Genomic DNA, 12,434 nt, shown 5'->3' on the forward strand with positions numbered 1-12,434 from the left:
CGAGTTTCCATAAGAATGGGGACCGCTGGCTTTTTCTTGCTAAATGTTAATTGTAAGCCCAAGCTCTAGTATCATTTAAGCTTTAAATGCGATTTTGCCTGTAAGTAAGTCATTTTGCGCAGAAGATGTAGCTGAGGAAGACGCAGATTCTGCTGCAACCGTTCCTGACTGGAGTTGATACATTTGGAAGTAACGTCCGCCTTGGGCCATAAGCTCGTCATGGCTACCCCGTTCAACAATTTCACCCCGATGCAGCACCAAAATTTGGTCTGCACTACGAATGGTGGACAAACGGTGGGCAATGATAAAGGTCGTACGTCCCTTTTTAAGCACCTCAAGAGCAGATTGGATGAGTGCTTCCGTTTCGGTATCAATGTTGGCGGTAGCTTCATCCAGAATTAAAATGGCAGGATCAAAGGCTAACGCGCGAGCAAACGAAATAAGCTGGCGTTGCCCGGCGGATAAGGTACTGCCTTTTTCAATAACAGGCTCATCAAATCCTTGGGGCAAATGGGCTAACAGTTTGTCGGCTCCAACGTCATGCAGCGCTTTATTTACCTGCTCTCTTGTAATTCTGCTGTCTCCGAGACTGACATTAGAGGCTACCGTGCCTGTGAACAAATATGGATCTTGAAGAACAATACCCATATGATGGCGAAGCCATTGCTTAGGAATATTTTTGACAGGCGTTCCGTCAATGGTGATCGTCCCTTTTTGCGGATCATAGAACCGGAATAGCAGGTTGATAATCGAACTCTTACCTGATCCGGTATGCCCGACAAGGGCAACCGTTTGGCCAGGCTGTGCTGTAAAGGAAATATGCTTAAGCACATCATCCTTTTTGTAGGCAAAGGAAACGTCGTTAAATTCTACCTGGCCTTTGTAACGCGGCATAGTACCGTCTGTCACCGGCTCTCCAGTTTCGTCCATCAATTCAAATACACGTCCTGAGGATACGATGGAAGTATCCAGTACGGCAAGCTGGTTGACCATACCCGTAATAGGTTGGAACAAACGACCCAACACATCGACGAAGGCATACAATACCCCTAATGATATCGCACTACCTGTAGTGCCAAGCGCCGCAGATCCAAAATACCACAACACGACAGCGAAGGCGAGGTTTCTCAATACATTGACCAAATTATGCGAAGTAAAAGCGTTCAAATTCAGCATTTTATTCTGATGCTTCATATAGTCATCATTCAACTCTTCAAACTCTTGCTGTGTTTGTTTCTGATGCCGGAATACGCGAATAATGGACATCCCCTGAATGGATTCATTGATAATCGCATTAATCTCACTGAGTCTGGACCGAATGATCGTGTTATAGCGGGTTGCAACCTTGCGGTACAATATGATCCATAAGATCAGTAACGGTACAATAAATAGAGAGATCAGACCCAGTCTGAAGTCCAGTAAAAAGAGCGCAACATATACCCCTGTCATCGTTACAATCCCTGAAGTGAAGTTGGAGAGTACAGCCACAAACAAATCTTTGACTGCTTCCGTGTCATTCGTAACACGGGATACGACCTTGCCTGCGGGTAAGTTATCAAAAAAGTAAACTGGCAAGCGCTGAATGTGTGCGTAGAGATCAAGTCGAAGTTTCTGAATGACCTTGTTCGCCGAGGATTGCAGCCAGTATGTTTTGCCGAATTCGGCAAAAATCGAAACGACCAAAAAGAAGCAATACCACCCAATCAGCTGAAAGATGCCGGGCATTTCTGGTTTATAAAAGCTATACAGCTCATCAGCGGTTAAAGCCTTGGCTTTGTAATGAAAGGTGTCGGAGCTGCGTGTCACGGTCAACGTACCGTTCGTAAAGGATCGGTTACCATCCGCTACTTGGATAGAGCCATCGACAAATACAAAAGATTTGCCAACTTGTAAAATCCTCGCTTCGCGCCCTTTGGCCTCCCCGGCTTCAAAGCGATCTTCACGTTTAAAATGGGTTCCAGCGTAACTTACAGCGCCGTCCACACTAGTCGTCTCATAAAATGGTTTTTCAATAGCGAGCATATGGTCGTCAATCATCGTTTTGGCGATGAAGGGACCGGCCAGCTCGGCGGCTACTCCAATAGCCAAGGCGATAAGAGCGGCAATAAAACCCGCTTTGCTCGTCAGTGCATACTGGAACAGTCTTTTGCCGATATTGGGTTTCATTAGGATACCTCCCCTGAGGTCAGATCAGATTCCACTTGTTGCCGTTCATATTGTTGTCGGTACCATCCGTCAGCCTGAAGCAGCTCGTTGTGGGTTCCTTCCTCAATAATGCGTCCTTGCTCCAGCACGACGATCCGGTCTGCATGCTCTACAGCCGATAGACGGTGAGTGGAGATCAAGGTTGTTTTACCCGAGCGCTTATGCCGGATATTGTCAATAATACGTGCTTCCGTGCGAGCATCTACAGCTGACAGTGCATCGTCGAGCACTAGAATATCTGGATCACCGATAAAGGCGCGCGCAAGCGAAACACGCTGCTTCTGACCACCGGACAGGGCGATGCCTTTTTCTCCGACCAGTGTATCCAGCCCATCGGACAGGGTACCCAAATCTTGGTCAAAGGCAGCCGTACGGATCGCTTCCATGATGTCGTCATCATCTGCCCCGGGCTTCCCGAACTGAATGTTCTCGCGCACCGATTTGGAGAACAAGATTTGTTCTTGCGGCACGTAGCCAATCCAGCTGTGTAATTGTTCTACTGCAATGTCCTCCAGCCGGGTGTCGGAAATTAAAATATCACCACTGCCAGTCGGATATTCATGCAATAGCTGTTTGAGCAAAGTGGACTTCCCGCTGCCTGTTCGACCAACGACACCTAGTGTTTCTCCGCGTTTGAGCTCCAGGTTCACATGTGACAGATTGTCAACAGTGGAGGTAGGATAACGGAAAGTCACGTCTTTCATGGTGATGGATTCGGGACGATCCACTGGAACAGGTTGAGCTACATTCTGAACGTCTGGCTGGACATCGAGAGTTTCATTGACCCGGTCCAGAGAAGCGCTACCGCGCTGCATAATGTTAATCAGCTCGCCAATAGCAAACATCGGCCAGATCATCATTCCTAGATACATGTTAAAAGATACTAGTTCGCCTAGCGTGATATCGTTATGAAATACCAGATATATACCATACCCGAGACCGATAACGTAGCTAAGTCCTACACATAAACGGATCGTCGGTTCAAAGAGAGCATCCATCCGGGCAACTGCCAAGTTTTTACGAAACACATCCTCAGTAATATCGGCAAAACGTTTTTCGTCCATTCGTTCTTGCACATAAGCTCGAATGACACGGATACCTGCCACCGACTCCAACACTTGGTCGTTCATATCGCCAAATGCATCCTGTGCCAGTGTGTAACGCTCATGTACGGCTTTACCGTAAATACTCATGGCCAGCGCAATAAAAGGAAGGGGCAGAATGGCCGCCAGTGTTAGCTTCCAGCTAATCAGGGTGCCCATGGCAACCAATACAACGGTAAGGTAGACAGTGGAGTCTGTTAATGTCAACATACCGAAGCCTGCTGTACTTGCTACAGAGCGAAGGTCGTTCGTGGCACGAGCCATCAGATCACCTGTACGATTGCGTTCAAAAAATGGAGGGGTCATCCGCAGCAAATGATTCATAAAACGTGTGCGCAATAAGCGCTCCACCAGATTAGCACCACCAAACAGCTTGTGCATCCATATGTACGTAATGTAGTAGATGACGGCAAGAATCCCTATGATGTACAAAATATAACGCCAAAGCGAGGACCAGGAAATCGAACCACGTACAATCTCATCAATGGCGCTGCCTAGCAGCCGAGGTGGAGCGAGCTCCAAAACGCCAACCGCAATCAGCAAAAACAATCCAATAGAGTATCGGCTTCGTTCTCTTTTAAAAAACCAGCCTAAATTTTTGAGTACTGAAAACAAGAGGAATCCCATCCTTTCATGTCAAGTTCATTCGAGAGTTGTGTACCATTTTGAAGAAACAACAGCGGCTTGCTGCCACAAGTATAATTCGGCAACAGGCGCAAAAAAGGCATACCGTCCGCAGACGATATGCCTTAAATCTCAATATCATATGGCGCGCAGGTATTCTCAGCATACTCGCCACTGAAAAACTGCTTAAACGCAGGCAGCCACTCGTATTAAACCATACAACAGGAATGGCCCAATTCTGAAGGATGCGACAGGGGAGATGCTCCGGTATGAAGTTGTTGTGTTTGTAGATGTGGGTGAAATACAATCATAAATTTTAGCACCGGAAACACTCCTTTCTTCCTCAAAATGGGTTCATTCTTACATGAGTTATCGTTCAAATTGGTAATAAATTTCAAAATGGATCTCGTATGGTTGAATCTTAACACCCTCTTTTGCGAATTGTCAAACCTTTTTCAAAAAAATGTATATGACTTGTCCAGGAAGACGCATGGGGAGAGACGGTTGGTCGTTATTCCAAAAGATGCTATGATATAGTTGGCAAGACGTCATTTGTACAAGGAGATGAGCATAACGCATGAGCATACAGGTAACTGAACCTGCGGCACAGTGGTACATTAAGGAGCTTGGTTTGAATCGTGGAGATTCCATCCGTTTTTTTGTTCGCTATAGTTCCGGCGGTGGGTTGCATCCAGGCTTTTCTCTGGGAATTGCCGTAGAGCCTCCGCAGCACCCCGCATTACAGCATGAAGCGGCTGGCATTACGTTTTATATGGAGGATCAGGATTACTGGTATCTGAAAGGCCATCATCTGGAAGTGAAGTATTTGAAGGAACATGACGACATTATTTACACCTATGAAAAGGATGAACAAGCTTAATGCCTCCACGTTAAAAATAGCGTGCCAGTAATGGTTTTTGGACATGAAAAGCGGCGGAGTATCGTGTGGCAGGAGATGAAGCTGCACATGATACTCCGCCGCTTTATTGTGGTTAGGGCAGGATGTTGTATGTTAAGGGTTGTTAAACATCGGACCATCGACTGCAAAATCAAAATCATCAATATCGTACACATGTACAGGTACGGAAGCTTCGATAATGCGGTGGATCCAGTCCAGTTGATCAGTCAGGATGGGTAATGCTTCACGCTGAGCTGTCAACACCAGTTCGGTTTCAATCGGATCAAAATATTCTCCGTAATGCGCCGTATCAACTGCATTAATGACAATGAGTGATGTATTGGCATCGAATAGGATCGGCAAGCTTTTCGCCCAAGGCATCTGAAGGGCACGTCGAATTTTTTTCTGATTCAACGGTTCTTCAAAATAACTGATCAGCTCACTTACCTTTCGCTTCACATGTTGATCGTCCATAGGGTTATCCATGAGAGGCTCTGTGCTGTCCTGGAATTCGTACAGCTCTAGCAGTGATGTGTAGGGCACTATATATTCCACAGGGGCGGGAGATGTAAGCAACTGGCCGTATATAGCCACCATTACAGCTTCCGTTACAAATTGTCGAGACATCGGTCAAGCCTCCTGCATTTACCAAATTATGCGATATGAGTATAACACAAAGCGGGACTGAATTCAGCCAGATATGCAGATTGCTATCATTCATTTGTATATTTGTTGAACGGCTCTTTTTAATCCTGTGTCTAGAAATTTAGGAGCGACCGATTAATAAGGAGAGCAGCCCGGCAGCAATCAGAGGTCCAACCGGAACCCCTTTAAAGAAGGCAACGCCAATGACGGTCCCAATCAGTAGACCTGTTACAATAATAGGCTGTCCGGACATCAGAGTTACTCCGCGGCCGCCAAGGTAGGCTACCAGAATTCCGATACCAATCGCGAGCAGGGACTTCCAGTGCAGGAAGGACTCTGTCACCTGATTGATGCTGATTTTACCGCTGGCTAGCGGGGTCATGACCCCAATCGTCAAAATAATTATTCCGATCGTTAGGCCATACTTTTCAAGCCAGGGGAAAGCAGTATGAAAGCTGGTTACCCGCAGCAGTAGTAGTACAACCATAGCAATCGTCACGGTTGAGTTGCCACTGATAATTCCAAGGCCGGCTAGTACCAGTAAGATAAGTGAGCTGTAATCCATTCAGTTGTTCTCCTTCGATCGTTTAACTTTGGATATGTTCGGCGATTTGACGCCCGTGCCAGCGCCCTGTTTCAATAAACACTTCATTGGCATTGCTGCCTGAAGCGATAACTCCGGCGACATATATACCTGGGATGTTAGTTTCCATCGTGGTTGGATTAAATTCAGGTTTGTCCAGGTCCTCAGCCATGTGGACGCCGACAGACTCCAGTAGTTTTCGTTCTGGGTGAAATCCTGTTAGTGCCAGTACAAAATCGTTTTCGAGCTGGAACGCTTCTGTATTCATCGGACTGACGATGACATGGTCTGGATGAATTTCGGTAATGCGTGCGCCTAAGTGCAGCGTGATCTTCCCTTTTTGTACCATACTGTCGAATAATGGACGAACCCATGGTTTGATATATGGGGACAACTCATTACGACGATAAACCATATCAATCGTAGCCCCGACCCGCACCAATTCCATTGCAGCATCTACCGCAGAGTTACTGCCGCCGATGACTGCGACTCGGGTTCCTGTATAGGGATGAGCTTCGCTGAAATAGTGAGTGACTTTATCCAATTGTTCCCCAGGAATGCCTAAATAGTTCGGATGATCAAAATATCCCGTAGCCACTACGACATAGCGTGTCGAATAGCTCTTGGATATTTCCCGTTTGCTTAGGGTATGTACGGTAAATGTACCGTCTTCCTGCCGCTGAATGGATTGAGCCTCCTCATAATGCTGAATGTCCAGGTTATAATGTGAGGCTACTTTGCGATAGTACGCTAGTGCTTCATGACGAAAAGGCTTGTCATTGGGAGTGCTGAACGGAACATCACCGATTTCCAATAGTTCGGCGGTGCTAAAAAACTGCATATTTGTCGGATACAGAAAAATGGAGTGAACGATGTTGCTTTTTTCAATAATGATCGTTCGCAAACCTCTGCGGCTGCATTCGATTGCAGCGGATAGTCCGCAAGGTCCGCCACCGATAATGATTACGTCGTGCATTTGGATGAACCTCCAGTTATATTGGTTTATTTCGTCAAACGGATCTCAGAATTGATGCAAATAGCACAGTATGTGAGAAGTTTTCAAATAATAATCCTACCGTAATGTGTGCATAATATCCAGCCGTTTTCAGAAAGAGATAATGTGAGGGAAGAATTGACAGACACTTTTAACATACATATAATTAGATGAACATCTATTTAGATTAAGCGAATTCGCTTGCTTAGCAAACCTGTAGTAGTGAAAAGAGGTGCAGTTACAATGCAACTAGATAAAATGGTCAATTATCATAAAGCACTTGCGGACCCGACACGTATGCGAATATTACTCCTTTTATCCCGTGGGGAGATGCATGGCCAAGCTTTGGCGAAAAAGCTAAACCTATCACAGCCTACAGTTACGCATCATGCTTCCAAACTCCGTGAGGTTGGGTTAATTAAGGAACGACGTGATAAAAACACGGTGTATTTTACACTGAATCCAGAGCTGATTCGGCAGCATGCCGAGGCGACTGTGCGTTTTATCTTTGAAAAAGGAGAGGAAGAGGAAGATATGTCCGAACTGAATGAAACGTTGGAAGCAACGGTTTTACGCAATTTTTTTGCCAAGGACGGCAAGTTACGTCAAATTCCTGCCCAGTATAAGAAAAAATTGATCGTACTTCAGATGCTCGCCGAAAAGCTGGAGCCAGGCCGCATCTATCCTGAACGTGAACTAAACGAATGGATCAAGCAATACCATGAGGATTTTGCAACGATTCGGCGTGAACTGATCATGCATCAGTTTATGTACAGAGAGCGGGAAATGTACGAATTGAATCCGCGTGAAATGTGGACACGATGGGATCAAGTGCGTTAAACGAAACTTGAAATAGTTTAAAATATTTGAAATCAGCCTTGACAGACAATTGATGGACTTGTATGATAAAGGAAATTTTAGGAGGAGGCGATGTTATATGCGTACGAACATGAGTGGATGGGTTCAGCAGCAGAATGACTTGTCTCCCGCACGGACGATGCACGGCTAAAGACTGTTAGATCTATAGTCTTTGCTCAGCAGTTGGTTGGACAGTAGAACCAACGAAATCCGCAGGGAGTGATTCCCTGCGGATTTTTTTATGGTCAAGTGTTTTGTTATCCGTTTGTTGGTTTTGGGAGTGGTCTATGTAAGACTGCTTGCATATGTGAACGAACGGATCACATCGCCTGAACTGTATAGCCTCCGCAGGGGTTTCCCTGCGGATTTTTTGCGTTGTTTGCTTGCGGAGAGAAAATGTACACCTATCGAGTAACGTTACATCCAGAAAAATTAAACATAATTTCAGGAGGAAAATAATGAGTATACACGAATACGGTTGGTCTGATTACTGGAACGGTTTTTGGGACCAATGGAAGCAAAGCTATGAGGAACGAGCAGGAAACACGCAGATACGTCCTGCCCGCTTGATTGCCGATTATGGGCAAAAGGTGAAGCTTATTACGATGGATGGGGAACGCTGGGGAGCTGCTTCAGGTAAGCTAAGGCATGCTATGGTTGATCCAGCGGAAATGCCAGCTGTAGGGGATTGGGTGGCCATCACCACGTCGGACGAAGTATCGGATGCAGTAATCCATGCTGTCTTGCCACGCAAAAGCCAAATATCTAGACAGGCCGCGGGCTTTGAGACGAAAGAGCAACTCATCGCAACCAATGTAGATACGCTTTTTCTTGTTAATGCGTTGAATCATGATTTTAATATGCGCAGATTAGAACGGTATTTAATAATGGCCTGGAATAGCGGCGTAAACCCGGTTGTCGTGTTGAGTAAGAGTGACCTTTGTGACGATGTCGAACAGCGGGTTGCAGAAGCGGAGGGAGTTGCTCCTGGAGTACCTGTTATCGTTATTTCTGCTTTGCAGAACGAAGGCAGAGAGCAGCTGGAAGCGTTTCTTCAACCTGGCTGTACGGTTGCTTTGACTGGCTCTTCTGGTAGTGGCAAATCCACAATAGTGAACTGGCTTTCCGGAGCAGAAGTTCAACTGACACAGGATGTGAGGGAGGAAGACAGCCGAGGCAGGCATACAACCACACACCGACAACTTTTTCCCATTGCAAAGCAAGCTGTTTTGCTGGATACACCCGGGATGCGCGAGCTTAATCTGTGGGATGATTCCAAGGGTGTAGCTCATACCTTTGCCGATATTATGGAAACCGCGCAGCAATGTCGTTTTGCCGATTGTAAGCATAAGGGAGAAGCTGGCTGTGCGGTGGAGGAAGCTATCCAAAAAGGGGAATTATCAGAATCTAGAGTAAACAATTATCGCAAGATGCAACGGGAACTAGAGTATCAGGCACGCAAGGAAGCAGACCGACGTAGAAAGGATAGCCGTTCAAGTACAACTCCGGGCCGTAAGGATCAGCGAAGCGGTTGGCGACGTGATGTGGAGTGGTAAGTCGAGCTGTTTTGTAACATCATTTGTAGAAAAATAAGAAAATCTATGTGGTAGTCGGCATATGGTGTAAAGGGGTGAACATATGCCGAACTACAGCATTGTGGTGGATTTATCGGATCGTCGTCTATATTTAAAAGATGGAAGTCAGATCGTTCTTAGTTATCCAGTCGGTATTGGGAAGGTGGCTACACAGACACCGCATGGGCAGTTTACGATTATTAACAAACAGCCCAATCCGGGCGGTCCTTTCGGAGCGTTCTGGATGGGGCTGTCCAAGCCGCATTATGGCATTCACGGCACCAATGAGCCATCGTCCATTGGCCAGATGGTGTCACATGGCTGTATTCGAATGCAGAATAAGGATGTGCTGGAGCTTCAGGAGAAGGTAAGTATAGGAACGCCGGTCACGATACAGCCATAACGTCTAGACGATATAGGATTCCTTTGGCTGCCTAGTTACGATTTGGGTTGAATTTGGACACGGGCTTCAATCCGATTGGAGCCCTCTTTGTCGTCTGCGGATTTAACTAAAGATCCCGCAAGACGTTCTCCATTTGTACCGTAAGCCTGTTTGGCGTTGGTCCACATATCTTCGTTTGGTTCGAAACTTATGACCAGGGTGTAGCGGTTGGCAAGGCTCGGCTTTTTGACCCTCATGCTGAAGGAACCATCAGGCATGACCTTGGTTTGATCATCGTAGCCAAACTGCCATCGTCCCGGAAAATCAATTGTGAGCTTGACGTCCGAACCCTCGAGCAAATTGCTGCGTGCATATACATGATAATAATTTCCTTTCTGCTTCACATCAGGCTTAATCCACACTTGAGGGCTACCGTAGTCCTTTGGTTTGTTCCAGACAGGCTTGATTAGAGGGACATGTCGATCTTGTTCAGGATCAAACTCAGCACCTATCCGAATTTCTTGCAAAAGTTGTTCGTTTTCTTCGTATTGATATACATAAGGGCCTTCTAATTTATTGCCACCACTACCATACAAATTTCGTATTTCTTTGTCTTGGTCATCCGGGCGAAATAGAACAGTCAGATCCATACTACCCTGTATACCAGGTCGGTGCACTTGGAGTACAAAACTTCCGTCCTTTTGAATAGTTGCCTCGTCCGTGTATCCGGTTAACATAGAGTTTTTGACTGCAAGATTCCCTTTGATCCGTGCTCCAGAAGGCAGGTTAGAATGTCCTGTAACCTTCACTGTATTTTTATCAATACTTATGTCACCTGATATTTCGACATAGCTACTGCCTTGCTGATGGACAGGTGCATCGTTGGCGGCTCGTTCATCAAGGGATGATGCAGCTTGGTTCGGATTACCTGTCACGGTATAGGCACGTGCTTCAGCTTCGTGTTGGGCCATACTTCGAGTTGAGGCTTTCTCCCTGCTGCATGCAGCCAGCATAATTAGGATGAAGAACATACATAAAAGGTTCCAGCTTATTTTGGTCATCATGTGCTTACTCATGGTTTTTGCTCGCTCCTTGTCCGTAGCTTCCAGGCTATACTGATAAAACTTTCGAAACTTTATGTATTTACCCTATTTAAAGGGTATGTAATCCCGCCTGCTTTATCCTAGTCAAAGCGTGCGTGTTTAAACAACAGGTGGAATGGTTAAAAATGGATAGCCTGACCATCCCCTTGAAAAGCAGGGGCAGCTTGCTGTAAAGGAGCCTGAGTCATATGTCCATTGACCGTTTTATCTTAAAAAAGCTGGACAACTGCCAGGAAGAGCATACACGCGCTAATTTACTAGAACTGTTTAGAATACGAATTGAGAAGGCGCAGAATAAGGAACGAGGCGGTAAAAAGGGTTATCGCAGAATACTATAAATAGAGTCCGATCAAATGCATAGGCTGAGGTAAGTCATATGTAGCATGTTTCAAAACCGCTGATTTGGAGAGGGTGCCGAAATGCCCCTCTCTTTTTTGTGTCTAATGCAAACAAAAAAAAGTCCCTCTTAATAGAGGGACAATGCCAATGAATCATTTTCACTAACGCTATGCAGGATGGCTTCACAACCGACAATCTCTATACTGATCAAAGAGTTAAGACATTTTTGAAGGGCACGCTTGCCGCTGGAGATTTTGTTCTCCAAAGTATTACTTAGAAGTTTTAAGGTTTTTTGTACCGGTTGCTTATTTTCTTGATTGAAGTATACGGGAATACGTTTGTTTTGAAATGTAATTAATGTTCTCACAAAAATCACCTCACCTGAGTTATTTCATGGCTTTATTGTAGTGCCCGTTTCTTAAAATTACCTTAAAAACACCTTATAAAAACATAAAGGTCTGAAAAATTTACAAAGTGTTCACAACAATTTGGGTAACAATCGAATTTAGTTCTAACTAATCGACAAAATAACGTAAGCACGCAAATTAAATTTTGTAAATACCTATTTTTGATTCATATGACTCTAGCATTAATTTTAAGCATGCCTAAAGTCATTGTTTTATTTTGAGCGTGGGTATTTTGTAACAAATTGACAGTCTAATAGACGGATGCTACAGTTACGATAGCCATATTTCCGTAGAAATAGGCTTTTTGCGTGAGTATTGCTGTATAAATTAAGGATCGGGAGGGATGACAGATGATCCTGACCGTGCTTTCAGGACGACAGGAAACAGAGTGGTTTGATATTGAGGTGGCTGATGAATACTCGGTGGAACATTTAAAATTGATGCTGGGTGTGCGTATTTTTGGTGAGCCTCCGGCTGAAGGCATGCAATATATTATGGAAGCAAAATTCCCAGAAGGGCTTTGGTTCAGAGTGGAGGATAACCAGCTACTCACAGGAGCAGGTTTGCGGGAAGGCTGTACTGTGCGCATTCAGCGAGCTTTTTCGACAACTCAGGACGAGGCGCCTGTATATGGAAGGCGTTCTTTGTTTCAAACTGAAAAAAATGGGTAAATACACACATGAAATAATATGAAACCTTGGTAAAATGAAATAGTAAGC

14 protein-coding genes are annotated in these 12,434 nt (G+C 45.3%); 7 read left to right on the plus strand and 7 right to left on the minus strand.

The window, feature by feature from the left end:
• Nucleotides 1-75: 75 nt before the first annotated feature.
• The gene (locus PPM_RS10335; protein WP_013370770.1) at nucleotides 76-2,166 is read right to left on the minus strand and encodes an ABC transporter ATP-binding protein; all 2,091 of its coding nucleotides are present in this window, start codon (nucleotides 2,164-2,166) and stop codon (nucleotides 76-78) included.
• On the minus strand, nucleotides 2,166-3,923 hold the full coding sequence (locus PPM_RS10340; RefSeq protein WP_013370771.1) for an ABC transporter ATP-binding protein: 1,758 nt from the start codon (nucleotides 3,921-3,923) through the stop codon (nucleotides 2,166-2,168). The genes PPM_RS10335 and PPM_RS10340 overlap by 1 nt, the downstream gene beginning before the upstream one ends.
• Nucleotides 3,924-3,973: 50 nt before the next feature.
• On the opposite strand from PPM_RS10340, the gene PPM_RS28455 reads away from it, so the two are divergent.
• Both PPM_RS28455 and PPM_RS10345 read left to right on the plus strand, forming a co-directional pair.
• On the plus strand, nucleotides 3,974-4,174 hold the full coding sequence (locus PPM_RS28455; protein WP_013370772.1) for a hypothetical protein: 201 nt from the start codon (nucleotides 3,974-3,976) through the stop codon (nucleotides 4,172-4,174).
• A 335-nt stretch (nucleotides 4,175-4,509) separates the two neighbouring features.
• On the plus strand, nucleotides 4,510-4,812 hold the full coding sequence (locus PPM_RS10345) for a HesB/YadR/YfhF family protein (RefSeq protein ID WP_013370773.1): 303 nt from the start codon (nucleotides 4,510-4,512) through the stop codon (nucleotides 4,810-4,812).
• 132 nt (nucleotides 4,813-4,944) lie between these two features.
• Here the strand turns inward: PPM_RS10345 and PPM_RS10350 are convergent, their stop codons facing one another.
• The 3 genes from PPM_RS10350 to PPM_RS10360 form a co-directional block, all read right to left on the minus strand.
• Entirely contained in the window at nucleotides 4,945-5,457 is a 513-nt protein-coding gene (locus tag PPM_RS10350) for a hypothetical protein (RefSeq protein ID WP_013370774.1), read from the minus strand.
• Nucleotides 5,458-5,596: 139 nt separating this feature from the next.
• On the minus strand, nucleotides 5,597-6,040 hold the full coding sequence (locus PPM_RS10355) for a DUF441 domain-containing protein (RefSeq protein WP_013370775.1): 444 nt from the start codon (nucleotides 6,038-6,040) through the stop codon (nucleotides 5,597-5,599).
• A gap of 22 nt (nucleotides 6,041-6,062) precedes the next feature.
• Nucleotides 6,063-7,034 carry a YpdA family putative bacillithiol disulfide reductase gene (locus tag PPM_RS10360; RefSeq protein ID WP_013370776.1) on the minus strand — a complete coding sequence of 324 codons (972 nt, stop codon included), beginning with the start codon at nucleotides 7,032-7,034 and terminating at the stop codon, nucleotides 6,063-6,065.
• A gap of 261 nt (nucleotides 7,035-7,295) precedes the next feature.
• On the opposite strand from PPM_RS10360, the gene PPM_RS10365 reads away from it, so the two are divergent.
• The 3 genes from PPM_RS10365 to PPM_RS10375 all read left to right on the plus strand — a co-directional run bounded on the left by PPM_RS10365 (nucleotide 7,296) and on the right by PPM_RS10375 (nucleotide 9,887).
• Nucleotides 7,296-7,892: a metalloregulator ArsR/SmtB family transcription factor gene (locus tag PPM_RS10365; RefSeq protein ID WP_013370777.1), complete on the plus strand. Its 597-nt coding sequence runs from the start codon at nucleotides 7,296-7,298 to the stop codon at nucleotides 7,890-7,892.
• Between the two features lie 476 nt (nucleotides 7,893-8,368).
• Nucleotides 8,369-9,466, plus strand: coding sequence for a ribosome small subunit-dependent GTPase A (gene rsgA, locus PPM_RS10370; RefSeq protein WP_013370778.1), 1,098 nt, complete (start codon nucleotides 8,369-8,371; stop codon nucleotides 9,464-9,466).
• Nucleotides 9,467-9,548: 82 nt separating this feature from the next.
• Nucleotides 9,549-9,887, plus strand: a complete 339-nt coding sequence (locus tag PPM_RS10375; protein WP_013370779.1) for a L,D-transpeptidase — start codon at nucleotides 9,549-9,551, stop codon at nucleotides 9,885-9,887.
• Between the two features lie 35 nt (nucleotides 9,888-9,922).
• On the opposite strand, the gene PPM_RS10380 is transcribed toward PPM_RS10375, so the two are convergent.
• A complete protein-coding gene (locus PPM_RS10380; protein ID WP_013370780.1) occupies nucleotides 9,923-10,942 on the minus strand; it encodes a hypothetical protein in 1,020 nt (339 codons plus the stop codon).
• 215 nt (nucleotides 10,943-11,157) lie between these two features.
• Between PPM_RS10380 and PPM_RS29610 the strand changes: the two genes are divergently transcribed.
• Nucleotides 11,158-11,307 carry a hypothetical protein gene (locus PPM_RS29610; protein ID WP_013370781.1) on the plus strand — a complete coding sequence of 50 codons (150 nt, stop codon included), beginning with the start codon at nucleotides 11,158-11,160 and terminating at the stop codon, nucleotides 11,305-11,307.
• Between the two features lie 128 nt (nucleotides 11,308-11,435).
• Here the strand turns inward: PPM_RS29610 and PPM_RS10385 are convergent, their stop codons facing one another.
• Nucleotides 11,436-11,675: a hypothetical protein gene (locus PPM_RS10385; RefSeq protein WP_013370782.1), complete on the minus strand. Its 240-nt coding sequence runs from the start codon at nucleotides 11,673-11,675 to the stop codon at nucleotides 11,436-11,438.
• A gap of 390 nt (nucleotides 11,676-12,065) precedes the next feature.
• Between PPM_RS10385 and PPM_RS10390 the strand changes: the two genes are divergently transcribed.
• Nucleotides 12,066-12,386 carry a hypothetical protein gene (locus PPM_RS10390; RefSeq protein ID WP_013370783.1) on the plus strand — a complete coding sequence of 107 codons (321 nt, stop codon included), beginning with the start codon at nucleotides 12,066-12,068 and terminating at the stop codon, nucleotides 12,384-12,386.
• Nucleotides 12,387-12,434 lie beyond the last annotated feature (48 nt).

Origin of the sequence: Paenibacillus polymyxa M1 (assembly GCF_000237325.1) — a bacterium.
GTDB classification, from domain to species: domain Bacteria; phylum Bacillota; class Bacilli; order Paenibacillales; family Paenibacillaceae; genus Paenibacillus; species Paenibacillus polymyxa_C.

Bases quoted from the DNA above. Each gene is read 5' to 3' on its own strand.
- PPM_RS10360 (WP_013370776.1), bottom strand. From the start codon at position 7,034: ATGCACGACGTAATCATTATCGGTGGCGGACCTTGCGGACTATCCGCT.
- PPM_RS10350 (WP_013370774.1), bottom strand. From the start codon at position 5,457: ATGTCTCGACAATTTGTAACGGAAGCTGTAATGGTGGCTATATACGGC.
- rsgA (WP_013370778.1), top strand. From the start codon at position 8,369: ATGAGTATACACGAATACGGTTGGTCTGATTACTGGAACGGTTTTTGG.
- PPM_RS10375 (WP_013370779.1), top strand. From the start codon at position 9,549: ATGCCGAACTACAGCATTGTGGTGGATTTATCGGATCGTCGTCTATAT.
- PPM_RS29610 (WP_013370781.1), top strand. From the start codon at position 11,158: ATGTCCATTGACCGTTTTATCTTAAAAAAGCTGGACAACTGCCAGGAA.
- PPM_RS10390 (WP_013370783.1), top strand. From the start codon at position 12,066: ATGATCCTGACCGTGCTTTCAGGACGACAGGAAACAGAGTGGTTTGAT.
- PPM_RS10380 (WP_013370780.1), bottom strand. From the start codon at position 10,942: ATGAGTAAGCACATGATGACCAAAATAAGCTGGAACCTTTTATGTATG.
- PPM_RS10365 (WP_013370777.1), top strand. From the start codon at position 7,296: ATGCAACTAGATAAAATGGTCAATTATCATAAAGCACTTGCGGACCCG.
- PPM_RS10335 (WP_013370770.1), bottom strand. From the start codon at position 2,166: ATGAAACCCAATATCGGCAAAAGACTGTTCCAGTATGCACTGACGAGC.
- PPM_RS10345 (WP_013370773.1), top strand. From the start codon at position 4,510: ATGAGCATACAGGTAACTGAACCTGCGGCACAGTGGTACATTAAGGAG.
- PPM_RS10355 (WP_013370775.1), bottom strand. From the start codon at position 6,040: ATGGATTACAGCTCACTTATCTTACTGGTACTAGCCGGCCTTGGAATT.